This is a genomic window from Halomonas sp. 3F2F (assembly GCF_014897805.1).
In the GTDB taxonomy this organism is placed as follows: domain Bacteria; phylum Pseudomonadota; class Gammaproteobacteria; order Pseudomonadales; family Halomonadaceae; genus Vreelandella.
This window is the reverse complement of the sequence record NZ_JABUZE010000155.1, coordinates 20,618-45,395: the sequence shown is the minus strand read 5'-3', so window position 1 is coordinate 45,395 and position 24,778 is coordinate 20,618. Positions and strand designations below refer to the sequence as shown.

Annotated in this window: 19 protein-coding genes; 14 read left to right on the top strand and 5 right to left on the bottom strand. The window is 53.3% G+C overall.

What is annotated here, in order from left to right; genetic code table 11:
* Nucleotides 1-307 precede the first annotated feature (307 nt).
* From INT21_RS16415 to INT21_RS16405, 3 genes are read right to left on the bottom strand one after another with little or no spacing between them, the layout of a single operon-like run.
* Nucleotides 308-1,534, bottom strand: a complete 1,227-nt coding sequence (locus tag INT21_RS16415) for a nucleoside permease (protein ID WP_193085480.1) — start codon at nucleotides 1,532-1,534, stop codon at nucleotides 308-310.
* Between the two features lie 60 nt (nucleotides 1,535-1,594).
* A complete protein-coding gene (locus INT21_RS16410) occupies nucleotides 1,595-2,671 on the bottom strand; it encodes a sugar phosphate isomerase/epimerase family protein (RefSeq protein ID WP_193061813.1) in 1,077 nt (358 codons plus the stop codon).
* 2 nt (nucleotides 2,672-2,673) lie between these two features.
* Nucleotides 2,674-3,852: a Gfo/Idh/MocA family protein gene (locus INT21_RS16405; protein ID WP_193061812.1), complete on the bottom strand. Its 1,179-nt coding sequence runs from the start codon at nucleotides 3,850-3,852 to the stop codon at nucleotides 2,674-2,676.
* 175 nt (nucleotides 3,853-4,027) lie between these two features.
* On the opposite strand from INT21_RS16405, the gene INT21_RS16400 reads away from it, so the two are divergent.
* The 12 genes from INT21_RS16400 to INT21_RS16345 all read left to right on the top strand — a co-directional run bounded on the left by INT21_RS16400 (nucleotide 4,028) and on the right by INT21_RS16345 (nucleotide 19,324).
* The gene (locus INT21_RS16400; RefSeq protein WP_319022207.1) at nucleotides 4,028-5,131 is read left to right on the top strand and encodes a LacI family DNA-binding transcriptional regulator; all 1,104 of its coding nucleotides are present in this window, start codon (nucleotides 4,028-4,030) and stop codon (nucleotides 5,129-5,131) included.
* A 125-nt stretch (nucleotides 5,132-5,256) separates the two neighbouring features.
* Nucleotides 5,257-6,267 carry a DctP family TRAP transporter solute-binding subunit gene (locus INT21_RS16395; protein WP_038477858.1) on the top strand — a complete coding sequence of 337 codons (1,011 nt, stop codon included), beginning with the start codon at nucleotides 5,257-5,259 and terminating at the stop codon, nucleotides 6,265-6,267.
* A gap of 65 nt (nucleotides 6,268-6,332) precedes the next feature.
* Nucleotides 6,333-6,812, top strand: a complete 480-nt coding sequence (locus INT21_RS16390) for a TRAP transporter small permease (protein ID WP_089039705.1) — start codon at nucleotides 6,333-6,335, stop codon at nucleotides 6,810-6,812.
* Entirely contained in the window at nucleotides 6,802-8,103 is a 1,302-nt protein-coding gene (locus tag INT21_RS16385) for a TRAP transporter large permease (protein ID WP_193061811.1), read from the top strand. Before INT21_RS16390 ends, INT21_RS16385 begins: the two co-directional genes overlap by 11 nt.
* A 427-nt stretch (nucleotides 8,104-8,530) precedes the next feature.
* Nucleotides 8,531-9,505: a TAXI family TRAP transporter solute-binding subunit gene (locus INT21_RS16380; protein WP_089039703.1), complete on the top strand. Its 975-nt coding sequence runs from the start codon at nucleotides 8,531-8,533 to the stop codon at nucleotides 9,503-9,505.
* A 137-nt stretch (nucleotides 9,506-9,642) separates the two neighbouring features.
* Nucleotides 9,643-12,237, top strand: coding sequence for a TRAP transporter permease (locus INT21_RS16375; RefSeq protein WP_193061810.1), 2,595 nt, complete (start codon nucleotides 9,643-9,645; stop codon nucleotides 12,235-12,237).
* Between the two features lie 11 nt (nucleotides 12,238-12,248).
* On the top strand, nucleotides 12,249-12,677 hold the full coding sequence (locus INT21_RS16370) for a universal stress protein (RefSeq protein ID WP_193061809.1): 429 nt from the start codon (nucleotides 12,249-12,251) through the stop codon (nucleotides 12,675-12,677).
* 322 nt (nucleotides 12,678-12,999) lie between these two features.
* Complete coding sequence (locus INT21_RS16365; RefSeq protein WP_125751113.1) at nucleotides 13,000-13,818, top strand: DUF2189 domain-containing protein; 819 nt, start codon at nucleotides 13,000-13,002, stop codon at nucleotides 13,816-13,818.
* A 184-nt stretch (nucleotides 13,819-14,002) separates the two neighbouring features.
* Complete coding sequence (locus tag INT21_RS16360; protein ID WP_301396400.1) at nucleotides 14,003-14,557, top strand: molybdopterin-dependent oxidoreductase; 555 nt, start codon at nucleotides 14,003-14,005, stop codon at nucleotides 14,555-14,557.
* Complete coding sequence (locus INT21_RS16355) at nucleotides 14,547-16,799, top strand: ATP-binding protein (RefSeq protein WP_193085479.1); 2,253 nt, start codon at nucleotides 14,547-14,549, stop codon at nucleotides 16,797-16,799. The genes INT21_RS16360 and INT21_RS16355 overlap by 11 nt, the downstream gene beginning before the upstream one ends.
* Nucleotides 16,753-17,940, top strand: a complete 1,188-nt coding sequence (gene nosP / locus INT21_RS16350) for a nitric oxide-sensing protein NosP (RefSeq protein WP_193061807.1) — start codon at nucleotides 16,753-16,755, stop codon at nucleotides 17,938-17,940. Before INT21_RS16355 ends, nosP begins: the two co-directional genes overlap by 47 nt.
* Nucleotides 17,912-19,324 (top strand): ATP-binding response regulator, encoded by a 1,413-nt coding sequence (locus tag INT21_RS16345; protein WP_193061806.1) that lies wholly within the window; start codon nucleotides 17,912-17,914, stop codon nucleotides 19,322-19,324. Before nosP ends, INT21_RS16345 begins: the two co-directional genes overlap by 29 nt.
* 14 nt (nucleotides 19,325-19,338) lie before the next feature.
* On the opposite strand, the gene INT21_RS16340 is transcribed toward INT21_RS16345, so the two are convergent.
* The gene (locus tag INT21_RS16340; protein WP_193061805.1) at nucleotides 19,339-20,022 is read right to left on the bottom strand and encodes a LuxR C-terminal-related transcriptional regulator; all 684 of its coding nucleotides are present in this window, start codon (nucleotides 20,020-20,022) and stop codon (nucleotides 19,339-19,341) included.
* A gap of 119 nt (nucleotides 20,023-20,141) precedes the next feature.
* Here INT21_RS16340 and exaC point away from each other — a divergent pair, with 119 nt between their 5' ends.
* Together exaC and adhP are read left to right on the top strand one after the other, a co-directional pair.
* The gene (gene exaC, locus INT21_RS16335) at nucleotides 20,142-21,662 is read left to right on the top strand and encodes an acetaldehyde dehydrogenase ExaC (protein WP_193061804.1); all 1,521 of its coding nucleotides are present in this window, start codon (nucleotides 20,142-20,144) and stop codon (nucleotides 21,660-21,662) included.
* Nucleotides 21,663-21,783: 121 nt separating this feature from the next.
* Nucleotides 21,784-22,812: an alcohol dehydrogenase AdhP gene (gene adhP / locus INT21_RS16330; protein ID WP_193061803.1), complete on the top strand. Its 1,029-nt coding sequence runs from the start codon at nucleotides 21,784-21,786 to the stop codon at nucleotides 22,810-22,812.
* A gap of 48 nt (nucleotides 22,813-22,860) precedes the next feature.
* Here the strand turns inward: adhP and dauA are convergent, their stop codons facing one another.
* Nucleotides 22,861-24,612 (bottom strand): C4-dicarboxylic acid transporter DauA, encoded by a 1,752-nt coding sequence (gene dauA, locus INT21_RS16325; protein WP_193061802.1) that lies wholly within the window; start codon nucleotides 24,610-24,612, stop codon nucleotides 22,861-22,863.
* Nucleotides 24,613-24,778 lie beyond the last annotated feature (166 nt).

Here is a 24,778-nt window from a genome sequence, read left to right as displayed (position 1 = left end):
TGGGTTAGAAGTGCTTCCGGGGGCCGGTCTCACGGATTCAGGATACTGGCAGAGATATTCTTCAGAACAATTTGTTACTGGGTTGGCTGGCCAATCTGCAGGCTAGTTACTTTGGGAAAATATCCTTCGGCTTCTAAAGTGATATATCTCGATGATCACAGGAGTCGAGCCGACGGCACTTGGTGTGCAGTAGTGGGCTTGCTTGCGTTAATTGTGTTGGCGCTGTATCTGCTAGGACAGTTTTCGTACAAAGCTTAGTAAACCGGGCGCCGCCCACACACCCGGCTATTTTTTATGCTCTATACCCTTACAGTTCAGGCTTAGCCGTTACGTTTTTATCGTTTTTAAAGGTGAGGTAGAACAACACCAGCACCGCGATAGCAAATACGGCTGGGAACATCCAGATGCCTTGCCAGTCGTGCGCGCCGTTGGTGGAGAAGTGATCGGTAATCTGACCCGCGACCCAGAAGCCTATCAGCATGCCTACCCCGTAAGTGGCCAGTGTGATCATGCCCTGGGCAGAGCTTTTGAATTTCTCTCCCGCACGGGCATCGGTGTAGATTTGGCCGGTCACGAAGAAGAAGTCGTAGCACACGCCATGCAGTGCAATACCGATCAAGAGCATAAACACCATTTCATCGGCGTTACCGAACGCAAACAGCGCGTAGCGCAACGCCCAGGCGAGCATGCCGATTAGCAAGGTTTTCTTGATACCAAAGCGGTGAATAAAGACCGGTAGCAGCAGCATAAATAGCACTTCTGATACCTGACCCAGGGTCATTTTACCAGTTGGATTGGTCACGCCGATCTCGGCGAGGAAGGGGTTGGCGTTTTGGTAATAAAACGCCAGCGGAATACAAATCAGAATAGAGGCGATAAAGAAGATGGCGTAGTTGCGGTCTTTTAGCAGGGCCAGCGCATCTAGCCCTAGCACTTCTTTTAAGCCCACCGGGCCGTCTGCTTTAGGCGGCGTCGCGGGAAGGCTAAAGCTATACAGGCCAAGGGCTAAAGACGCGATGGCGCACATCAAGAAGGTGTTACGCAGCATACCGTCGGCGATGCCTTGCGAAGAGTCCCAGGCGAATAAGTAGCTGATCCCCAGACCGGCGATAATCCAGCCAATGGTTCCCCATACGCGGATTTTAGCGAACTCCTGGCCTGGGTCGCTCATTTGGCGGAAGGAGACTGAGTTAACCAGCGCCAGTGTTGGCATATAAATAATCATATACATCAACACCAACGGGTAAAACGTACTGAAGTCGCTGGCGACATACAGGCCGTACATTAACGCAGCGCCCGCCAAGTGCAGAACACCGAGAATGCGCTCGGCGTTGAAATAACGGTCAGCGATCAAGCCAATAATGAAAGGGGCAATAATCGCTCCCCAGGACTGGGTGGAGAATGCCATGCCAATCTGGCCACCGCTGGCGTTGAGGTTGTTGGCCAGGAAGGTGCCCAGGGTGACAAACCAGCCGCCCCAAATAAAGAACTGCAAAAACATCATGATGCTGAGTCGTGTGCGTATCATAGCCATGACGTGATCCTTTGTTGTGGTTGTGTGTTGGTGATTGCTGTCTTGATTTAAAACCGTCAATTAGCGGTGTGAAGGAAGGCCAAGAATTCGGCGGTTGCGTGAAGGGCTGGCGGTGACACCGGCAAAATCATCAAAAGCGCGACCGGCGGGTTGAATCAGATGTGCCTCGATAAAGGGAGCGCCCTCTGCAGCACCCTGGGCGGCGTCTTTAATGCAGCACTCCCACTCAAGCACCGCCCAGCCATCAAATCCGTACTGCGTCAGGCGGCTAAAAATCCCGTTGAAATCAATCTGCCCATCGCCTAATGAACGGAAGCGGCCGGGTCGTTCTACCCAGCCTTGGTAACCGCCATAAACGCCGCTGCGGCCATTGGGGTTAAATTCAGCGTCTTTAACGTGAAACATGCCGATACGCTCGTGGTAGCGGTCGATAAACTCGAGATAATCCAACTGCTGCAGCAGTAAGTGGCTGGGGTCATAAAGAATTTTCGCCCGTGGATGGTTGTCCACTGCCGCCAGGAACCGCTCGAAGGACGCGCCGTCGTGAAGATCCTCGCCAGGGTGAATTTCAAAGCACAGGTCAACGCCTGCCTCGTCAAAGGCATCCAGAATTGGCCGCCACCGCCGGGCCAGCTCGTTAAAACCTTCTTCGACTAGCCCATCAGGACGTTGGGGCCAGGGGTAAACAAAGGGCCATAGCAGCGCCCCGGAGAACGTCGCGTGGGCCGTTAAGCCAAGCCGTTGGCTGGCTTTGGCAGCCAGTTTTAGCTGCTCAATGGCCCACTCGGTACGCTCTTGCGGCTTGCCGTGTAGCTCAACAGGCGCGAAATCATCGAATAAGTCGTCGCAAGCGGGATGCACGGCGACCAGTTGGCCCTGTAAGTGGGTAGAGAGTTCGCCGATCACAACGCCAGCCTTTTCACAGCGGGCGTTTAGCTCATCGCAGTAAGCTTGGCTTTCAGCGGCCTTGTGCAAGTCGATAAAACGACTATCTACAGTGGGTAGCTGAATGGCTTGATAGCCCTGTTCGGCTGCCCAGCGAGCGATTGCGTCGAGGCTATCGAAAGGCGCCTCGTCGCCGATAAACTGGGCCAGGAAAATGGCGGGCCCGCGGATGCCTTTGTGAGTGTTTGGCATGATTAGGCTCCTGGTAGCTGAGTAGCAGGCAGTGGCGTCCATTTTTGTTCGCTTTTGGCGCTGGTGGTGACGGCCTCGATAAACGCCATGCCACGTAGCCCGGAGGCCATGCCGGGAACGCCCTCAACGTCGCCTTGCTCGCCTTGATGAATGGCGTGGGCAAAGTCGCGGTAAAGGTTGCCGAGTGCTTCCAGATACCCCTCAGGGTGACCGCCGGGCAGGCGCAAGCGCTGCAGCGCGCTGGGGGAAAGGTCGGGTTGGTCGATGCCCGCACGGAGGGTGCGCATCGGTGCTTGAAGTGGGCGGTAGAGCAGGCTGTTGGGCTCCATTTGGTGCCACTCAAGCGCCCCTTTATCACCGTAAATACGAATTTTGAGCGCGTTTTCTTCCCCGCTGCAGACTTGGCTGGCGATGAGGGTGCCGCTGGCGCCTTGATCGGTGCGCAGCAGCACATCGCCGTCATCGTCCAGTTGGCGGCCATCGGCGTGGCTGGCAAGTGAGGCGCATAGCTGGCTAACACGATGCCCGGAAATAAACTCGGCGAGGCCGAAAGCGTGGGTGCCAATGTCGGCCATGCAGCCGCTGATACCTGCTAGGGAAGGGTCGGTGCGCCACGCGGCCTGCTTATTACCCTGCTGCTCTAAACACTCGCCTAGCCAGCCCTGGGGATACTCCACATGAATTTTGCGAATGCTACCTATTTGGCCCTCGCTCACCATTTCCCGGGCTTGCCATACCATGGGGTAGCCTAAGTAGGTATGCGCCAAGCCATACAGGCAGCCGCTGGCATGCCAGCTTTCTGCTAAGCGCTGGGCTTCTTGGAGCGATACTGCTGCCGGTTTTTCACAGAACACATGAAAGCCTGCCTGCATGGCCGCTTCCGCGATCGGTACGTGAAGATGGTTAGGCGTTACGATCACCAATAACTGCATGCGCTGTTCGGCGGGAAGTTGCTGCTCGCTTTCCAGTAATTGCTGCCAGTCAGCGTAAACACGTTCTTCGGGTAGGTGGCACGCTTCGCCGGTCATCTGGTTGTTATCCGCCGAGCGGCTAAAGGCACCACATACCAGCTCGCAGGTGTCGTCGAGGCGAGCAGCTAGGCGGTGAACTTGACCGATAAACGCCCCTTGTCCGCCGCCGATCATGCCTAAGCGGATGCGGGGTTGATTGGGTCGCGGCATAGAGAGGCTCCTGCTTTAATAAAGCTTTTGATTTTTCAGGTGGCGCTTGTTCAGGTGGCGCTTGTTCAGGTTGCGCTAGTGCAGTCGACAATGTAACCGGTTACATTTGATTTGAAGTTAGGGCTTCACGCCATAAGCGTCAATGCGACAAAGGTCTATCGGTGCTTGAGAAGGGGTGGAAAATAGCGCGCTGAGTTTAACGCTGGAATACGTTAAGCTGACCATGAATAATGCCGCGCAGCTATCTGCTTACGGCGATTACCTAGTGATAAGGGAGGCCATGACCAATATACGTAAGGTCGCCGAGTTGGCGGGGGTGTCGGTCGCGACCGTATCACGCGCGTTAAAGTCGCCAGATATCGTCTCGCCTACCACCCGAGAAAAAGTGCTGAAGGCCGTTGATCAAGCGGGCTACAAACCCAATTTGATGGCGGTTCAGTTTCGCTCACAGCGCACTTATAACTTGGTGGTTTTAGTACCCACTATCGCAAATACCTTCTTTGCGCGGGTAATCAGCGGCATTCAGGAAGCGGCCCAGGAACGCGGCTACGGCGTTCTGCTGTGTAATACACTCGGTAATGAGGCGATGGAAATCCAATACGCCAGTTTAGTCAGTACCCGCCAGGCAGATGGCGTGATTCAACTGCGTGCTTTTAACCCTTTTTCTGAAAAGGCGTTTCCCGCTGGTGCGGTATTGCCCATGATCAATGCCTGCGAGGTGCTGGACGATGCTCCCTGTCCCACCGTCAAACTCGATAACCGAGCGGCAGCCCGTGAGGCCACCGAGCACTTGATCTCCCTGGGGCATCGTCGAATCGGCATGATTAAAGGGCCTCGGCGCAGCCCCTTGACCCGTGACCGTCAACAAGGCTACCAGGATGCGTTGATCGCGGCGGGCATTCCGTTAGATGAGAGCCTACTTTGTCCTGGCGATTTCACGCCACTTTCTGGCTATCAGGCGGCTGAAACGCTTATTGCTTTAGCGGAGCGCCCCTCCGCCATTTTTTGTGAAAGCGATGAAATGGCCATAGGTGCTATAAGCCGTATCAAAGAAGCGGGCCTACAGATTCCAAAGGATATTTCGGTGACAGGTTTTGATGATATTGCGTTTGCTTCCTATAGCGATCCTCCCTTGACCACGATTGCCCAACCAGCGGAAGCGTTCGGACGTGAAGCAGTTGCGATGTTGATCGAGGTGCTGGAAGGGAGGCAGGTAGACAATTTAGTTTTGCCCTACACCCTGGTATCAAGGAAAAGTACGGCAGAATGCTTACCTTAGACATCTTTCTTTCGCGCCTTAAGTGCATACAATAAGTTAGGCTCTTTGATGGGCCTCATAATGGGTATAAACGCAGGCTCTAAAACACGCACACCATAAAAATAGTTAAAAAAGGATCGACAATAATGACGCTGACACGCTCTATGGCTCGTTTAACGGTAGGTTTAGCTGGTGCGGCCTTACTCTCGGCTTCTTTCTCTGCACAAGCACGTGAACTCTCTGTTTCCACTGTTTTATCTGATGCTTTCCCGTGGGGGCAAGCGGCGGAAAAGTGGGCGGAGTTGGTGGAAGAGCGCAGTGGTGGAGAACTAACGCTGCGGGTTTACCCGAACTCTCAGTTGGTTTCCGGTGACCAAACTCGTGAGTTTTCGGCCATGCGTTCGGGGCTAATTGATGCTGCGGTAGGCTCGACGATTAACTGGTCGCCTCAGGTTCCTGAACTGAATTTATTCTCTTTACCATTCTTTATTCCCGATGAGGCTGCTGTGGATGCGGTTACTGGCGGCGAAGCCGGTGAGCTGGTCTTTGCAGCGATTGAGTCTCGCGGTGTTATGCCGCTGGCCTGGGGCGAAAATGGCTTCCGCCAAGTGTCAAACTCCCGTGGGCCGATTAGCCAGCCAGAGGATTTGGATGGTCTGAAAATCCGCGTGGTTGGCTCACCGCTGTTCCAGGATACCTTCTCTGCCCTTAACGCAGATCCGACGCAAATGAGTTGGACAGATGCTCAGCCAGCGTTAACCACTGGCGCGGTTGACGGGCAGGAAAATCCGCTTTCAGTATTTGATGTCGCGCGTATTGATCAGGTGGGCCAGGAGCACTTAACGCTCTGGAACTACATGAATGACCCGCTAATTTTTGCGGTTAACCAGCAGGTATGGCAATCGCTTGATGAAGAACAGCAAGTGCTGTTGCGTGAAACTGCCATTGAAGCGGGGGAGTGGGAAATCGCTATGACGCGTGAGGAAGAAAGCGAGCGTCTGGCGGCTATTCAAGAGCGTGGTGTTACGGTTACTGAGTTAACCGATGAACAGTACCAAGCCTTTGTTGAAGCCACGCAGTCCGTTTACGAAAAATGGGCGCCGCGCATTGGTGAAGACGTGGTTAACGCGGCTCGGTCGGCTATCGACGCACGTTAATGACTCCTTTGGTGTTATAACTGCCGGCCTACAGGGCCGGTAGTTTTTTCTGTTATGAGGCTGCCATGAAAGGCTTTCCCGATGCACGCCCTGAACGCTGGTTGGGCGCGCTGTCACTTATTATTATTTCGTTGATTAGTCTGGGAAATGTGGTCACACGTTACCTGACTGGCGGCTCATTCTCGTTTACCGAAGAATTTTCCGTATTTTTACTGGTGGTGCTTACTTTCGCAGGGGCATCGGTGGCGCTTAGGCGAAACCGCCATATTCGTATTGGTTTTTTAGAACGGGCGTTACCAGGGCGCTGGCGCAGCGCCCTTATTCTATTTCAAGCTTTGTGCGGGTTAGTCGTTCTGGGCTTGATCACTTGGTATGGTGGAAAGCTAGCCTGGCAAGAGTACCAATGGGAATCGCTATCGCCGGGGTTAGGGCTGCCCCAGTGGTGGTACTTAGTGTGGCTTCCGATATTATCCTTTGCCATGGTATGGCGTCTCGTTCAGCAAACCCGAGATCGATTAAACGGAGGGCTGGATAATGACGCCTGATATTTGGATGATTCTTGCCTTTGCCGGATTTTTGATAGCGGGTGTGCCCGTGGCATTTTCGCTCGCGCTAGCTGGCTCGGTGGGTATTGTGGCTGGGCTTTCGCCAGATATGTTGGCAACGCTGGGTACCAATACCTATAACAGCATTGCCAAGTATCCTTTAATCGCGATACCGCTATTCATACTGACAGGGCTGATTTTTGAGCGCTCTGGTGTGGCGTTACGCTTGGTGCGCTTTGCTCAGGCACTTATTGGGCCTCGTCATGGCGGCCTGGCGTTGGTCGCGGTGCTGGTGTGCATGATTATGGGTGGCATGAGTGGCTCGGGCCCGGCGGATGCGGCGGCAGTGGCCATGGTAATGCTGCCAAGCATGACAAAAGCGGGCTATCCAAAGCCATTTTCCGCAACCCTTATTGCAGCATCGGCATCCACCGCTATCTTAATCCCTCCTTCCGTGGCGCTAATTCTTTACTCGATTGTTGTGCCCGGTGTTGATCTGCGCGCGCTATTTGCCGCAGGACTTTTTCCCGGCATTTTGGCAGGGCTAGCGCTGCTGGTGCCTGCGATGATCGTTGCTAAGCGTTACGGCTGGGAAGGAGCACCGGCAGCAGGCGCTGAAACCCTGACCGTGCGTACGACGTTTAGGCAGGCGTTGCCTGCTTTATTTGCTCCAGTGCTCATTTTAGGGGGGCTGCGCTCAGGCTTATTTACCCCGACAGAAGCCGCCGTCGTAGCGGTTGCCTATGGCACCATTGTGGGGCTGTTTTTGACGAAAGAGCTTTCGTTACGTGACTTATGGGAATTGCTAGGAGAGGCTGCGATTATTTCTGGAGTGGTGATGTTGATTATCGCTCTAGCGGGTATTTTTGCTTGGGCCGGAACAATGCTGGGGACTTTCCGCCATTTGGCAGAGTGGATTATTGGCTTAACAGACAACGGTATTTTGCTGTTGGTGCTGGTCATGCTAGCGGTATTGGTCGCTGGTATGCTGCTTGACGCTATTTCTATCTATCTCATCATGATGCCGGTGCTGATACCCGTTATGCAGCACTTTGAATGGAACCCCGTTTGGTTCGGCATTCTGCTAGCCATGAACATTGCTATTGGTCAATTTACCCCGCCGGTTGCGGTGAATTTAATGGTAACCACAGAGGTTGCCAAAATCCGTTTGGAAGAGACTTTGGGGTGGGCGTTGCTATTTGTTGTGGCGATGGGATGTGCGCTTGCTCTTGTGGCCATTTTTCCAAGTATTGCGCTGTGGTTGCCATCTGTACTTGGTTATAACGTCTAACACACCTATGCCTGACGTCATTCGTCATAAGATGTTCAATCCGCTATACGCTATGCGAATACGGCATGGCTATTAACGGTAACTAAACGTAATTCATCGGTAATCTAAGTTTGTTGTCTGAGCTGCTTGTGGTAGGCAATGTCGTCTATAGTCAGTGCATTGCCTCTAAGCATTAAGTTTATCTGTTAAACAGTAGGACTTAATTGCAAGCACTGGGATGTGTATGGGCGTTATATCGGTAATGACTTGCCGTGTATTTCGCCAAGTATGTTTTTTTTCGCTAAAGTAGTAAGGGTCGGCTGTATTAGTCGGCGTTGATAACAGATTGTCTTGAAAACGTTTTGGCAGAAAAACACCTGAGGGAACCGTTCAGCAGGTGGAGTTAAAGCGTATAACGCTCACAACATCAAGATAAAGAGGTGTGTCCATGAAACGCCATGTATTTTCCACTGCCGCCTTCTCTGGCGCGCTGATTGCGGCCGCTACGTTTGCATCACCGGCGGTTGCACAGGAACGCTTCATCACTATCGGTACCGGTGGCCAAACAGGTGTGTACTACGTAGTTGGTCAGTCGATTTGTCGATTGGTGAACCGTTTGGAAGACGCAGATATCAAATGTAATGCACCTTCCACTGGTGGCTCCGTGGCCAACATCAACGGTATCAAGTCCGGCGAATTGGACATGGGTGTCGCTCAGTCGGATGTTCAGTATCAAGCTTACAATGGTACTGGGAATTTTGAAGGTGAGGCCTATGAAGACCTGCGCGCGGTGTTCCGCGTTCACGGTGAGCCGCTGACTATCCTGGCTCGCGCTGATGCTGACATTAATTCCCTTGATGACTTGGAAGGTAAGCGCGTCAATATCGGCAACCCAGGCTCTGGGCAGCGCAACACCATGGAAGTGGTGATGGGCGCCAAAGGCTGGACCGAGGACTCTTTCTCGTTAGCGTCTCAACTCGATGCCGCCGAAATGGCTGCCGCGCTTGCTGACAACAACATCGACGCGATGGCCTATGTCGTGGGTCACCCCAATGGAGCCATCCAGGAAGCGACCACCACCGTTGATTCGCGTCTGGTGCCTCTCAACGATGAGACAGTTCAGGGCATTGTTGACGAGTTCCCGTACTACTCCATGTCGGTCATTCCAGGTGGATTGTACAAAGGTAATGACGAAGACGTCGAAACTTTCGGCGTCGCAGCAACCTTCGTGACCACTGCGGAAACCGACGAAGACATCATCTACCAGACCGTTAAGGCGGTATTCGATAACTTCGATCGCTTTAAGCGCCTGCACCCGGCCTTCGAGAACCTCGATCCCCAAGACATGGTGACCTCTGGTCTATCGGCGCCACTGCATGAAGGTGCCGCTCGTTACTACCGAGAGCAGGGCTGGATCGAGTAAGTTGGCCAAGCTGAGGTGATTTCGCCTCGATGAGGGAATGCGCGGCCACTTAGAGTGGCCGCGCATTCTGTTTGAGATGCTGTATGGCGTAATGCCAATGGAATCTTTCGTCACTACATACCAGGCAGGGTTAGCTTATGACTGAGGACAAGAACAGGAGCGCGGAATCCGCGGTTGACCTCGAGGATATGGTGGCTTCGAGTGATACTGGGGCTCGCAAGCCAGCGGGCACGCCGGGAAAACTATTGGTTAGCATCGCCGCGGCATGGTCGCTGTTCCAATTGTGGGTCGCCTCCCCATTGCCTTTCGTGGTCGGCTTCGGTGTCTTCAATGCCACCGAGGCTCGTTCCATTCACTTGGCATTCGCGCTATTTTTAGCCTATATGGCCTATCCGGCGCTAAAGCGCTCACCGCGCGACCGCATTCCCATTCAGGATTGGGTATTGGCCTCGGCGGCGGCCTTCTGTGGTGCCTATATGTTCATGTTTTATGAACAGTTGTCGCAACGACCGGGGGCACCGATTCTACAGGATGTGATCATTGGGGTGGCGGGGCTCCTGTTGCTGCTTGAGGCAACACGTCGAGCGCTTGGGCCACCGCTGATGATCATTGCCACGATCTTCATTATCTATTCCCTTGCCGGGCCCTACATGCCAGGCATTCTTTCCCACCGGGGTGTAAGTCTCTTCGGTCTGGTCAACCACCAGTGGCTGACTACCCAGGGGGTATTCGGTATCGCCCTTGGGGTATCGACTAGTTTCGTATTCCTATTTGTGCTGTTCGGAGCCTTACTCGATAAGGCGGGTGCCGGCAACTATTTCATCAAAGTGGCGTTCTCGTTGCTGGGTCACTACAAGGGTGGGCCGGCCAAGGCTGCGGTAGTGGCATCGGGCATGACTGGTCTGATCTCGGGCTCCTCGATCGCCAACGTGGTAACTACGGGTACCTTCACCGTACCGATGATGAAACGCGTCGGTTTTTCCGCCGAAAAGGCGGGTGCTGTCGAAGTCGCCTCCTCTGTTAACGGGCAGATCATGCCGCCCGTGATGGGCGCTGCGGCCTTCCTGATGGTCGAATATGTCGGTATCTCCTATGTGGAGGTCATCAAGCATGCGTTCCTACCTGCACTAATTTCCTACATCGCCTTAATCTATATCGTCCATCTCGAGGCCATGAAGGCTAACCTGCAGGGCCTGCCGACCAGCAATCCTCCCAAGCCGCTGGTGCGCAAGGTGATCGGCTTTTTGGGCGGTTTATTGTTGATGATGGTAACGGCGCTGGTGGTCTATTATGGCTTGGGGTGGTTAAAACCCGTTCTGGGCTCCGCTACGCCTTGGGCGGTGAGTGTGGGCCTGGTGGTGATCTACATCGCACTGCTTAAGGTGGCTGCAGGCTATCCGGAGCTCGAACTCGATGATCCGAATGAGCCGATCTACAAGCTGCCCCAGACTCGGCCGACAGTGATGGTTGGGCTGCAGTTCATTCTGCCAGTGATCGTATTGGTGTGGTGCCTGATGGTGGAGCGCTTGTCACCTGGGCTGTCGGCATTCTGGGCCACGGTGCTCATGGTGTTCATCATTCTGACCCAGCGGCCCATCACGGCAATCTTTCGCGGGCAGAGTGAGATGGCCGAGGATATTCGGGCGGGTGTCCTGGATCTGTGGAGTGGTCTGGTGACTGGTGCCCGCAACATGATCGGCATCGGCATCGCCACCGCGACAGCCGGCATCATCGTTGGCGCGGTTTCCCAGACCGGCGTGGGCTTGGTGCTGGCCGATGTGGTGGAAATCCTCTCTATGGGGAACCTGATGCTGATCCTGCTGCTCACCGCGGTGCTCAGTCTGATCCTCGGCATGGGGCTGCCCACCACCGCCAACTACATTGTGGTGTCGGCTCTTCTCGCCCCGGTGATCGTGCAGCTCGGTGAGCAGAACGGTTTGCTGGTGCCGTTGATCGCCGTTCACCTGTTCGTGTTCTATTTCGGCATTATGGCCGATGTGACACCCCCGGTGGGGCTCGCCTCCTTCGCGGCAGCGGCGGTCTCAGGGGGAGACCCGATACGGACCGGTTTCCAGGCCTTCTATTACAGCTTGCGGACCGCGGCGTTACCGTTTCTGTTCATCTTCAACACTGACCTGCTGCTGATCGACGTGAGCTTCCTGCAGGGTGTCGTTATCTTCATCATATCGACGATCGCGATGCTGATCTTTGCTGCCGGCTCCCAGGGCTTCATGATCGTGCGTAACCGCTGGTACGAATCGATCCTCATGCTGCTGGTCGCCTTCACGTTGTTCCGCCCGGGGTTCTGGATGGACATGATCCATGACCCCTATGAATCGGTGCCGCCGTCACAATTCGTCCAAACGCTGGGTGATGTCGACGAGGAGAGCACGCTACGGCTGCAGATCCGCGGTGAAGATGACTTTGGTGACCCGCTTACCACCTACATGATTCTGCCCGTACCTGAAGGGCAGACGGGTCAGGAGCGCCTGGAGAACTTGGGGCTTGAGCTACTGATCGAGGATGAGCGGGCCGTGGTCGATATGGTGGCCTTCGGCAGCACAGCGGCCGATCTTGGCCTGGATTTCGACCAGGAAATCATCGAGGTGCTGGCACCTGTGGATCGTTGGATCAAGGAGTTGATGTGGATTCCGGCGTTCCTGGTGTTCGGTTTGATCGTGGTTATGCAGCGTCGTCGTCGTAATAATACGTCAGCCACGGCTGCTGCATAAAGGAGGATGCCATGTACAGCAAGATCGTATTGCCGGTGGACCTGAACGAGGAAGCCTCTTGGTCAAAGGCGCTGCCTACGGCCATTACTCTGTGTCAAACTTTTGGAGCTTCACTGCATGTGGTAACAGTGCTCCCGGAGTTCACGATGCCCATGGTAGGGGCCTACTTTCCGAAGAACTTTTCTGAAAAAGCACATGCTGCGTTGAAAGAGGCGCAGCATAAGTTTATTCAGGAACATGTGCCTGAGGAGATTAAGACTCAGAGTGTGATTGTCGACGGCTCGCCATGGGAGGCCATCATTAAGGTAAGTAAAAAACTAGATGCCGACCTGATTGTCATGGCATCTCACACCAAGCGTAAATTTGTCGACTACGTTCTGGGCCCCAATGCGGAACACGTGGTTCACCATGCCAAGGTGTCGGTAATGATTGTGCGCTGACGTTTCAATACCGAGTTGTTTGTTAAGCGAACTCCAGGCCATTTGGCCTGGAGTTTTTGTTTGTGAGGTTATATTAACGCTGGCTAACGCATCGAATAAATTGGCGTTAATAGCATGAAAGCAGGATTTTTTGTACGCGATGTCGCCAGATAGCCCCACCTTGTCATTGCTCAGCTACATTAAAGGTACGTTAAGCCATTAACCCATGGTTAACGAACTCATGCATGTGGCAACTTTTCAGGGTATTGGGCAAGTTCGATCTCAACCTGAATGGGGTTTTAAAGGCCACCGCTGTATTGGGGTAAATCTAAGGAGTCATGCTATGAATGCAGCTACAACAAAAACGCACGGCCGAGCAGATATGCCTAATGTAAAAATCACTATTAATAAGGTGGGAATGGATCGGCCGCGTGCATGGCTTGCCGCGGGGTTTGAGGACTTTCGTCGTGCAACTGCTATCAGTTTAACCTACGGTATGTTTTGGGTGGGATTAAGCATAGCCATTACAGCGGGTGCAATAACACTCGGCTATTGGTACTGGTTATTACCTATGATCGCTGGGTTTATGTTTGTTGGGCCACTGGTGGCGGTAGGCTCCTATGGCATTAGTCTTGCTCTTGAGCGGGGAAGGGTTCCTAACCTTGGCGATGCCTTCGGCAGTTGGCGTCCGCACGCAGGCCAGTTGGCGATGATGGGCGTGATGATGATGATTTTCTTCCTCGCCTGGATTCGTCTTGCAACGCTGCTGTTCGCGTTGTTCTTTGGCTTTGAAGTACCTAGTCCAGCAACCCTTTACACATCACTCCTTACCACGCCTGAAGGCTTGGGCATGATTGCAGTAGGTTCAGTGGCAGGCGGTATTCTCGCTTTCGGTGCGTTTGCGATTAGCTCAGTGGCTATCCCAACGCTAATGGATCAAGATCTTACTTTTATGGAGGGTATCGAAGCTAGCGTGCGCTGTGTTGCCAAAAACTTCCGTCCGATGCTGTTGTGGGCTGCTATTTTGACAGGCTGCGTCTTGATTGGTGTGCTTACGTTTTACATTGGCTTGGCACTCATTTTACCCGTTTTAGGCCATGCAACATGGCATGCTTATGAAGAATTGGTGCGCTTTGAACCAGTCGAAAAGCTTGAGACCTAACGGTCAGAAAGTCTTGAAATGTTGAGCCTCAAACGCGTTGCTAAGTAAAAACATACTTAACCTGACTATGTGAAAGAGATAGCGTAACCTTTGCGCTATCTCTTTTTTATCCAGAGTCCTGCCTGTCTTGATAGTTGACAGAAACGGGCCTGTTTTCAAGATATTGTGTCGTGAGGTAAGCGTTGTGAAAGCGTTTTTACTGGGAGGGATTATGCTGTTGCTCAGCATTCCCGTGACGGGTCATATGCGGACAGAGGCCTCCCTCGATATGCCCGAAGGGCCTGTTATTCTCACAGTCAACGGTGACATAACACATTTCAACGCAGCCCAGGGCGCACTCTTTGATCGTGATATGTTACAAGCTTTGCCACAGCACTCCTTTGAAACGGGCACGCCGTGGACTGAGGGCAGTAGTACTTATAGCGGACCGCTGATGCGCACATTACTAGAGCATGTTGGGTTGTCTGGTTCTGAAAATAGCTCTGGAAATAGTTCTGGAAATAGTTCTGGAAATAGCGTTTACGTCTCCGCTTTAAACGGGTTCGAAGCGGAAATACCGATCAGTGATTTTTATAAGTATGATGTGATCCTAGCATTAGAGCGGGACGGGCAAAGCATTCCCATCCGTGAGTACGGCCCTTTGTGGGTACTTTATCCTTTCAGCCAAGATGAGGCTCTTTTAAGTGAAAAAATGCGTTTTAGAGCTGTTTGGCAAGTTATGCAGATAAATGTCCGTTAGTCAGTCTATTTCTCGGGCTCCCCGCCTGCTGCGTTATCCGCGTCGCTTTAAAGTGGTTGCTATGATTACCGTCCTGCTGTTCGCGGCAGCTCTGGTAGTGGCAGCCTTAGCGGCTTGGCGACAGGATAATTTGACACAAAGTTTGAGAGAAGATACGGCCTGGGTGGTATATAAGCTTGATCGCGATGCGATTCAGCTATTCAACCACTTACTTGCGGTCACCCGTGGTCCGATTTCACCTTCCGATCAGGACAATTTAAACCTGCACTTCGAACTACTCTATAGTCGAATGACGCTGTTGCAAGAGGGCGAAGTGAGCCTGCTGTTAGATAATATCAGTATGGCAAAAGCGTTATTAGTTCAAATTCAGCAGCAGCTAGATACGCTAGATCCCATGTTTGAACCTCATGCATCTTTACCTCAGTTGCCGATTGCTGAGCTAGAGGAAGAGCTGTTGGTACTAACTCGACTGACAGAGCGATTTGTTATTGCTATTAATGGTTATCTAGCAGAGTCTGCTACTGAAGAGCGCGTGCTATTAAATATTTTATACAAGCTTTTAATGTCGCTATTGGTGGGAATGAGTTTCGCTGTATTGCTGGTAATTGTGTTTCTGGTGCGTGAAATGCGAGAAAGCGCCGCTGCTCGGCGTGAGCAGGAGCAACTGAGTCGTCAACTTGAAGTCACTGCCACACAGGCGCAAGCTGCTAATCACGCTAAATCTGACTTTTTAGCCATGGTTAGCCATGAAATTCGCACGCCGCTCAACGGTGTTATTGGTATGAGTGAGTTGCTGCGTGAACCATCTAGCCTTGCGCAAGTAGAAGACTATGCTCGTACGATTCATGACAGCGCTAACCAGTTGCTAGCGATGATCAATGAGATTCTTGATTTTTCAAAGATTGAAGCGGGGCACCTAACGCTTGAAACTGCGCCCACCGCCCTTAAACCACTAGTCGACAGCGTTATATCGCTTTTTGAGCCTCGCGCTAAGGAAAAAGGCCTGCAGTTAACGTTATATGTTGATCCTCTCGTCCCGGCATGGGTAATGATCGATGCCAGCCGATTGCGCCAGATTTTGCTTAACCTCATCACAAACGCTATTAAGTTTACTGACCATGGTAAAGTTAATATACGTATTTATTCCACGGTAAATAGCCTGTTATTTGAAGTTTGTGATACCGGTTGTGGCTTAAATGAGGAGCAACAGGCGTCACTGTTTGAGCCATTTCAACAAGCGGATGAGTCAGTTGCTCGTCGGTTTGGCGGTACTGGGTTAGGTTTGGCGATTTGTAAACGCTTAAGCGAAGCCATGCAAGGACGACTAGGGGTTCGTAGCACTCCTGGGCAGGGCAGCATATTTTGGTGCGAGTTGCCCCTTATAGAAGCCAGCCCAGTCACCGCTCCATTGCCGCCCGAACCAACGCAGGATTTTACAGGCACATCCTTACTACTTGTGGAAGACAATGCCGTCAATCGTAAAGTTGCCATTGGGCTACTGTCGCGCCTTGGATGTGATGTCGTCTGTGCTGAGAATGGCCAAGATGCTCTGGACATGGTGCAGGCTCAGCAGGTGCACCTTATCTTTATGGATATCCAGCTACCGGATATCGATGGCATCACCGTGACCAAAAGGCTTCGCTCTCAAGGTGGCTGGCTGGCTAACGTGCCGATTGTGGCCATGACGGCTGGCGGCGTGGAAGATGTTCGCCAACGCTGCCTAGCAGCGGGAATGAACGATTACATTACCAAACCGTTATCCTTACTTGCCCTTAGCCATGTGCTGTCACTGCAGCTGTTTACGGCTTCGCGCCCAGACGCCTTATCGGCGTTGCCTTTAGATCAGGAGCAGCAAGAGTTACAGCCACTCCTTAACCGTGCAACACTAGAGTCCCTGGTTATGTCATTGGGAGCTGAAAGTGTTGAACAGGTCATCATGCTTTATTACCAGCAAGTGAGTGATTACTCTGCACAGTTGGCTGCTTACCTAAGCAACGCGGAATTTCTGACAACGGAGCAAGCCAAGCAAGTGGCGCGCTTAGCACATCAGCTGCGCGGCGAATCGCTCGGTGTTGGGGCAGAGCGTTTGGCCGCTGAGGCTAAACGGCTCGAAATAATCGCCAGTAACAGTGCGTCTTCACCGCAAGATTTTACTGAAACCATGAGTCTGTTGAGGCAAACCGCTTCGCGAACTCATGCAGCGTTGGAGAAATGGCGCCGTGACGATAGCACCGAAGAATAGCGGTATTCAGATCGCTGCCAGCAACCAGCTTAATCCCTTCCAAGCCGCCGATGAACTGGCTCAGCAGCTAGGCCATGAGCACTTAGGTTTTGTGCTGTTTTTTTGCAGTGCAGAGTATCCGTTAGAGGAACTAGCAACTGCCCTTGGTGGTGCGTTTGATAAGGTGCCGATGAGTGGTTGCACGACGGCTGGCGAGATTACACCGCAAGGCTATGACCGAGGTTCTGTGGTTGCGATAGGTTTTGATAGTCGCGTGTTTGCAATTGAAACCTCACTGGTAGACGACCTTGAACACTTTGACCTTAGCCGCGCACAACCGCTCGTCGATACCTTGCTGGAGCGTTGTCGACAGCAGGCGGTTGCACCGGTGAACGAGCATAGCTTTGCCCTCACGTTACTAGATGGTTTGTCCAGCCGTGAAGAACAGGTATTAGCAACCTTAGATGCTGCTCTTGGCCGTATTCCCAGCTTTGGCGGCTCGGCCGGTGATGATAATCACCTTACCCATACCCATGTTTATGCGAATGGGCATTTTCATACCCGCGCCGCCGTGGTGGTAATGCTTAACACGCGGCTCCCGTTTGAGGTGTTTTCTACCCATCATCTTGAGCCGCTTGCCCATAAATTGGTGGTAACAGAGGCTGACCGGGAGCAGCGTCGAGTGCTAGAGCTTAACGGGTTACCTGCTGCTGACGTGTATGCAGCGTTAGTCGGCTGTTCTGTTGATGCGCTATCGCCATCCATTTTTGCCCAGCACCCGCTGGCAGTTTATATCGGCGGCCAACACTATATTCGTTCAATACAACGCGTGAATGAAGATGCTAGCCTAACGTTTTACTGTGCGGTAGAAACGGGCATTGTGCTCACCGCGATGCGGCCTGCGCCGTTACTCTTAGATCTAGAGGTGATGCTACAGCGCGTTCAACAACGCCTGGGTGCAACACCTTCGATTATAGGCTGTGATTGTTTCTTAAGGCGTATGGCGCTTGAGTCTTTGCAACAGCTGGATCAGGCGTCAGCGCTGCTTCGTCAGGCACGAGTAGTGGGGTTTAATACCTACGGCGAACATCATCATGGCATGCACGTAAATCAAACCTTTACGGGGGTGGCTTTTGGCGCTCTTCCAACTAGCGGCGGATAGCGATACTGCGGCGGATAATGCCACCCTGCGCGAGGAAAACCGCCGTTTGCGTAAGGTTTGCCAGGCGCTGATGGAGCGTGTGGAGTCCGGAGCAAGCCCTAACAGCGCCCCTTATGCAGCGTTTGAGCGCTCGGTGCTGCTGGCAGAGCAAGTACGCGAACGCACCGACGCACTTCATCGCACATTAGATGAACTTAGCCAAGTAAATGCACGACTTCTGGCGGCGAATGCCGAAGCAGAGGCGGCCAATCTTTCCAAAACGAAATTTTTAGCGGCGGTTAGTCATGACCTACTTCAGCCGTTAAACTCCGCACGGTTATTCGCCAGTGCCTTAGAAACGCATGCGCTTCCCGAGGCCTCCCAGGCTTTAGTAGGGCACATAGGGCGTTCGTTAAAAGATGTCGAAGGGCTTTTAGGTACATTGGTGGATATTTCCCGCCTGGATGCTGGCGTACTTCACGCGGATAAAGCACCGTTTGCGGTAAGCACACTGCTAGATGCCTTGGCCGAAGAGTATCGGCAAGTGGCCGCCGTACGTGGGCTGACGCTTCACTATGTGCCGTCGAGTGTGGTGGTCGAATCTGATCTAGCGCTGCTGGCGCGTGTCGTGCGCAACTTCCTCAGCAATGCTGTGCGCTATACCGAACATGGTCACTTACTGCTTGGCTGTCGACGACGCGCCAACGGTCTTGAAATTATGGTGGGCGATACTGGGCCGGGGATACCAGAGCCACAGCGTAAGGCGATTTTTCTAGAATTTCGCCGCGCCAACCAGTCCCAAAGTGGCCACAGCCGAGGGCTTGGATTAGGACTGGCAATCGTCGATCGTATCAGCACTATGTTAGAGCACCCGGTGTCGCTTACTTCACAGCTTGGGCGTGGCTCGCTGTTTTCTGTGCTGGTCCCTTTCTCTGTGCCAGTACCTAATGCAGCCCCAAGCGCAGGCGCATCGCCCGTTGCGTATGCACCAAAAGCGTTGTCTGGGTCTGATCGTTGGCAGCACGATCCGCTACAAGGCTGTGTCATATGGGTGATTGATGATGATCCCGCGATTATAGAAGGGATGCAGGCGTTGCTGGGCAGTTGGGGGTGTCGGGTGAGGGCAGCCGCTACGGTGAGTGCGCTGGAAGCAGCGAGTGACGGTGAGCGCCCGGCCGTACTGTTGGTGGATTATCACCTGGGTGACCACCGTGAAAATGGGATTGATCTGGCGGCAAGATTGCGTCGACGCTATCCAGGGTTAGCCACTGTGGTCATCACTGCCAACCATGAGGCAGCCTTGAAACGGGCCACCCGGGAAGCGGGTATGCACTGTTTGTTAAAACCGCTTAAGCCTCTTCGCTTAAAGATGCTACTGGGAACGCTCTTAGAGACTTCTGCTTAACGGGAAGTCGGCGGCTAGGTGGAGGAGGTTCGTTTGGCAAGATAAGCGCCTAGCTCCTCTTCACCTGCGATGACGATAGCATGCACTCTACTTGTTGCACCTAGCTTGCGTAAAATAGCCGAGACATGCGTTTTAACGGTAGTTTCAGCGATAAACAGTTCTCGTGCGATCTGTTTATTGGACATCCCCTGAGCCATGCAACCCAATACATCTAACTGCTTGTCGGTTAAGCGTATTAGCCGTTCGCGGGACACCTCCGACGAAGGCGTCAATGCTGATGACTCCATGCGTGGGGGCGGCTGGCGCATAATATCTGCAGGCAGATAAAGTTGCCCCTGAAGAATTTGGCTGAGTGCTGCTAACAGCTGCTCTCGGGGGGTTGATTTCGGAATATAGCCCACGGCACCTTGGGTAATGGCATCTAACACCAACTGGCGCTCCTGATGTGCCGAGACAATGGCGACGGGAAGCCATGGAAATCTTTCTCGAAGTATTGTCAGACCCTCTAGCCCATCGGCATCGGGCAGGCTTAAATCGAGCAACAGCAGATCAAGCTCATCGTGGGTGCCTATCGTGTGAATAGCCGCCGCCAAACTGTCCGACTCCAGCAGTTGAGTATCTGTTAAACCAGCGCTAATCACCGCGTGTAATGCTTCGCGAAACAGCGGATGGTCATCTGCCACTAGCAACGAGTACATGGCGTCTCCTACCAAGGGATGAGGGTGCGTCCTGCCATCGGGCTATATCGTAAATGGCGTGTGTGGCTAACACTGGGTAGGCACCTTATTTAATAATCATAATACTCAGGAGCTTTACCATGATCTACGCCAACCCGGGTGATGCTGGTTCCGTTGTGTCCTTTGAGAAACGCTTTGGCAACTATATCGGCGGTGAGTTTGTTCCCCCGGTCAACGGCCAGTACTTTGATAATATCAGTCCTGTTAACGGCCAAGTATTCTGCGAAATTCCCCGCTCTAGCGCTGAAGACATTGAGAAAGCGCTAGATGCAGCTCACAAAGCAGCGCCTGCCTGGGGTAAAACCTCCGTTCAAGAGCGCAGTAACATCCTACTTAAGATTGCCGACCGCCTCGAGCAAAACCTTGAAATGCTGGCTGTCGCAGAAACGTGGGATAACGGAAAAGCGGTTCGTGAAACCCTGAATGCGGATATTCCGCTGGCTGTTGACCACTTCCGTTACTTTGCTGGCTGCTTGCGTTCACAAGAAGGTACGGCTGCGGATATCGATGCTAACACCGTTGCCTACCATTTCCATGAGCCGCTGGGCGTTGTTGGTCAAATTATTCCCTGGAACTTCCCGATTCTAATGGCTGCTTGGAAACTTGGCCCTGCCCTTGCCGCGGGTAACTGCGTCATACTGAAGCCAGCTGAGCAAACTCCGGCCTCGATATTGAAAGTTATGGAGGTTATTGGCGACCTGCTGCCCCCGGGCGTGCTAAACGTCGTTAATGGATTCGGCGCAGAAGCAGGCCAAGCACTCGCCACCAGCAAGCGTATTGCCAAAATTGCCTTTACCGGTTCGACGCCGGTTGGCTCGCATATTCTTAAATGTGCCGCAGAAAATATTATCCCCTCGACAGTGGAGCTGGGTGGTAAATCACCCAATATCTATTTCGCTGACATCATGAACGCCGAGCCGACGTTTATTGATAAAGCCGTCGAAGGCTTAGTGCTGGCCTTCTTCAACCAAGGCGAAGTATGTACCTGTCCTTCTCGTGCGTTGATTCAAGAGAGCATGTACGACGAGTTTATGGCCAAGGTGGTTGAGCGGACTAAAACAATCAAGCGCGGCAACCCGCTGGATACCGACGTGCAGGTTGGTGCTCAAGCCTCCCAAGAGCAGTTCGATAAAATCATGTCGTACATGGACATCGCGCGCGACGAAGGCGCCGAGTTCCTTGCTGGCGGTGATAAAGAGAGCCTGGATGACAGCATCAATGGCGGCTACTACATCCAGCCGACACTGCTCAAAGGCAACAACAAGATGCGCGTCTTCCAGGAAGAGATTTTTGGACCTGTGGTCGCGGTGACCACCTTCAAAGATGAAGAAGAAGCGCTCGCCATTGCCAACGATACCGAGTTCGGCCTGGGTGCCGGTGTATGGAGTCGTGACATCAACGTCGCCTTCCGTATGGGGCGTGGCATTCAAGCAGGTCGCGTATGGACCAACTGCTATCACCAGTACCCTGCCCATGCTGCGTTCGGCGGTTATAAGAAATCAGGCGTAGGTCGCGAAAACCATAAAGTAGCGCTTGAGCACTATCAGCAAACTAAGAACCTGCTAGTGAGTTACGATATTAACCCGCTAGGTTTCTTCTAATACGCTATTCTGCAGTGATACCGCCCGGCTATTGCCGGGCGTTTTGCTACTCCCCTGACGCTTACTGTAACGATAAGAGCAACCACAAGTTGCCACATCGACAACCATCAGGAGTTGCATCATGGATAACACAATGCGAGCGGCAGTCGTACGTGAGTTCGGTCAGCCACTAGCGATAGAAGAAGTAAACGTGCCTCGTCCCAAGCGGGGAGAGGTGCTGATGAAGGTGGCGGCCTCTGGCGTTTGCCACACCGATTTACATGCAGCACACGGCGATTGGCCGGTAAAACCCTCGCCACCGTTTATTCCAGGGCACGAAGGCGTTGGGCATATTGTGGCGGTGGGTGACGGCGTTACCCATGTCAAAGAGGGCGATCGTATCGGCGTGCCCTGGCTGTACTCAGCCTGTGGTTACTGTGAACACTGTTTAGGCGGCTGGGAAACCCTGTGTGAATCCCAGCAAAATACCGGTTACTCGGTCAATGGCGGGTTTGCCGACTATACCTTGGCGGATGCGGGCTATGTAGGGCGTCTGCCGGACGCCGTTGATTTCATCGAAATAGCCCCGGTTCTGTGTGCGGGAGTGACGGTTTATAAAGGCTTGAAAATGACCGATACCCGCCCCGGCCAGTGGGTGGTTATTTCAGGCGTCGGCGGCTTGGGGCATATGGCAGTGCAGTACGCGAAAGCGATGGGGCTGAACGTCGCGGCTGTTGATATTGACGACGGTAAATTAGCCCTAGCCGAACGGTTAGGTGCCACAGTGACGGTTAACGCGATGAAAACCGACCCTGCGGCGTATCTGAAGAAAACCATTGGTGGTGCCCATGGGGCACTGGTCACAGCGGTATCGCCGAAGGCGTTTGATCAAGCGCAAAACATGCTGCGCCGTGGTGGCACTCTGGTGCTCAATGGCTTGCCGCCGGGTGACTTCCCACTGCCGATTTTCAGCACGGTGCTTAACGGTATTACCATTCGTGGCTCTATCGTGGGGACGCGCAGTGACCTTCAAGAAGCGCTGGATTTCGCCGCCGAAGGCAAAGTCAAAGCGACTGTGGTGACCGACACGCTAGACAATATCAACGATGTCTTCCAACGTATGATCGACGGCAAGATAGAAGGCCGTATTGTGCTGGATATGGCGAGCTGAACGAGCAAGTGGGGGAGACGATAGCTCCCCCCTTTTATTCCCTGCCGTCTATTCAATACCCACTGAATCTTTCTTTTCTAACCAGCGTTGTGCCATACGCTCGGCGTGGGCAAGATTGCTCACGACCGCTAATTTGCCCACTTCACGCTTAATGCCCGCGCGTTTAATTTTGAGTGCCAGGCGCGGCTGCAGCCCAACAAACATCACTCCTACGCCTTGTTCGCTCAGCTCACGGCGCAACGTATCTAACGCCACCATGGCCGTGGTATCCAGACTGGGAACTTCGCGCATATCCAGAACGATAATTCGTACGCTGTGATCAATCACTCGTAGCGTGGCAATCGCCTTTTCAGCGGCACCGAAAAATAGTGGGCCGTGAATTTTGTAAAGGGCGACTTCCGGTGGGAAGTGCGCGTCTTTATCGGGTGTGTCTAAGCGTTGAGTGTGGGTCAACTGTGCCATGCGGCGAATAAACAACGCGGCGGCCAAGCCAATACCGACAGCCACCGCAATCACCATGTCAAAAAGTACCGTTAGCCCAAAGCAGATCACCAGCACCCACACATCGCTAGCGGGGGCACTTTTCAGTGTATGCACAAAGTGTCGTGCCTCGCTCATATTCCAGGCGATGATAAATAGTAGCGCAGCCAGGGCCGCCATAGGCACATGTCCCAGAACGCCTGCCAGCGCGACTACCGCGAGTAGCACTACCAGCGAATGAACTACTGCGGCGATAGGTGAGAAGGCGCCGCTTTTGATGTTGGTCGCCGTGCGGGCAAGCGCTGCTGTGGCGGTAATGCCGCCAAAGAAGGGCACGATTAAGTTGCCCAGCCCCTGACCAATCAGTTCAGCATTAGGATCATGTCGAGTGCGGGTTAGGCCATCTGCCACGACGGCGCAGAGCAGTGATTCAATGGCCGCCAGTAACGCGATGGCTAGCGCTGGGCCAAGCAGCGCTTGAATTAGCGCGAAGTTAATCTCAAGCGGTGCGCCGTCAGCGCCAGGAAAGTGCCAGGGTGCAGCCACGCTAGGTGCAAAGGGTGGAATGCCGCTACCGCTTTCACCTTGGAACTCCCAGCTAAACCGTGAGGCGATCGTGTCGACCTCAACGCCACTCATTACTAGTAGTGCGGCAGCTAGGGTACCTACCGCCAAGCCAACTAGTGGCGCAGGTATCGGGGTATTCAATCTGGGCCAGATTAACAGCGTTGCCAAGGTAACAACTCCCACGCTGATTTCTGCGGGGGAAAGAGTGGGTAGCGCTTGGCCAATCAGCACTAGGTTATGCAGGGTGCTATCGCCTAGCTCTACTCCGGCCAAGCCAAGAAAGTCAGGTAGTTGTAGGAGCGCAATGACTACCCCGATGCCCGCCGTAAAGCCGAGGATAACCGGGTAGGGCACGTACTGAATCAGGCTGCCTAAGCGAGAAAGCCCCAGTGCGACCAAAATAGCGCCCGCCATCAGTGTGGCGATCAGCAGTCCGCCCAGGCCATGGTTGGCGACAATAGGAAATAGAATTACCACAAAGGCGGCAGTGGGGCCGGAAATGTTAAAACGCGAGCCACCCGTCAAAGCGATCACTGCACCCGCGACAATCGCAGTATAAAGCCCGTGTTGGGGTGGCACGCCAGTGGCAATCGCCAACGCCATAGAAAGTGGGACGGCTACCACACCAATCGTCAGCCCCGCCATGACATCACGCTTCAATTTGGCAAGCGTGTACCCCTCGCGCCAAGCGCTGAGTAGTGCACTGCCCGGCACTGGAAAGGCGTACCCCGAAGGTCGATGAGCGCGGGCCATCAGGCAAGTCTCCTAATAAAGTTGAAAAACAAGCAAGTGGGAAAACAAGGTTTTACGTTACGCCTGCTCAGTGATTCTCACAATATGGCGTTAGTTGTGAGAAGCGTCATCAGGGCGTTTTTCGGGCATAAAAAAACCCCAGCACGTAGGCTGGGATTTCTCTTTT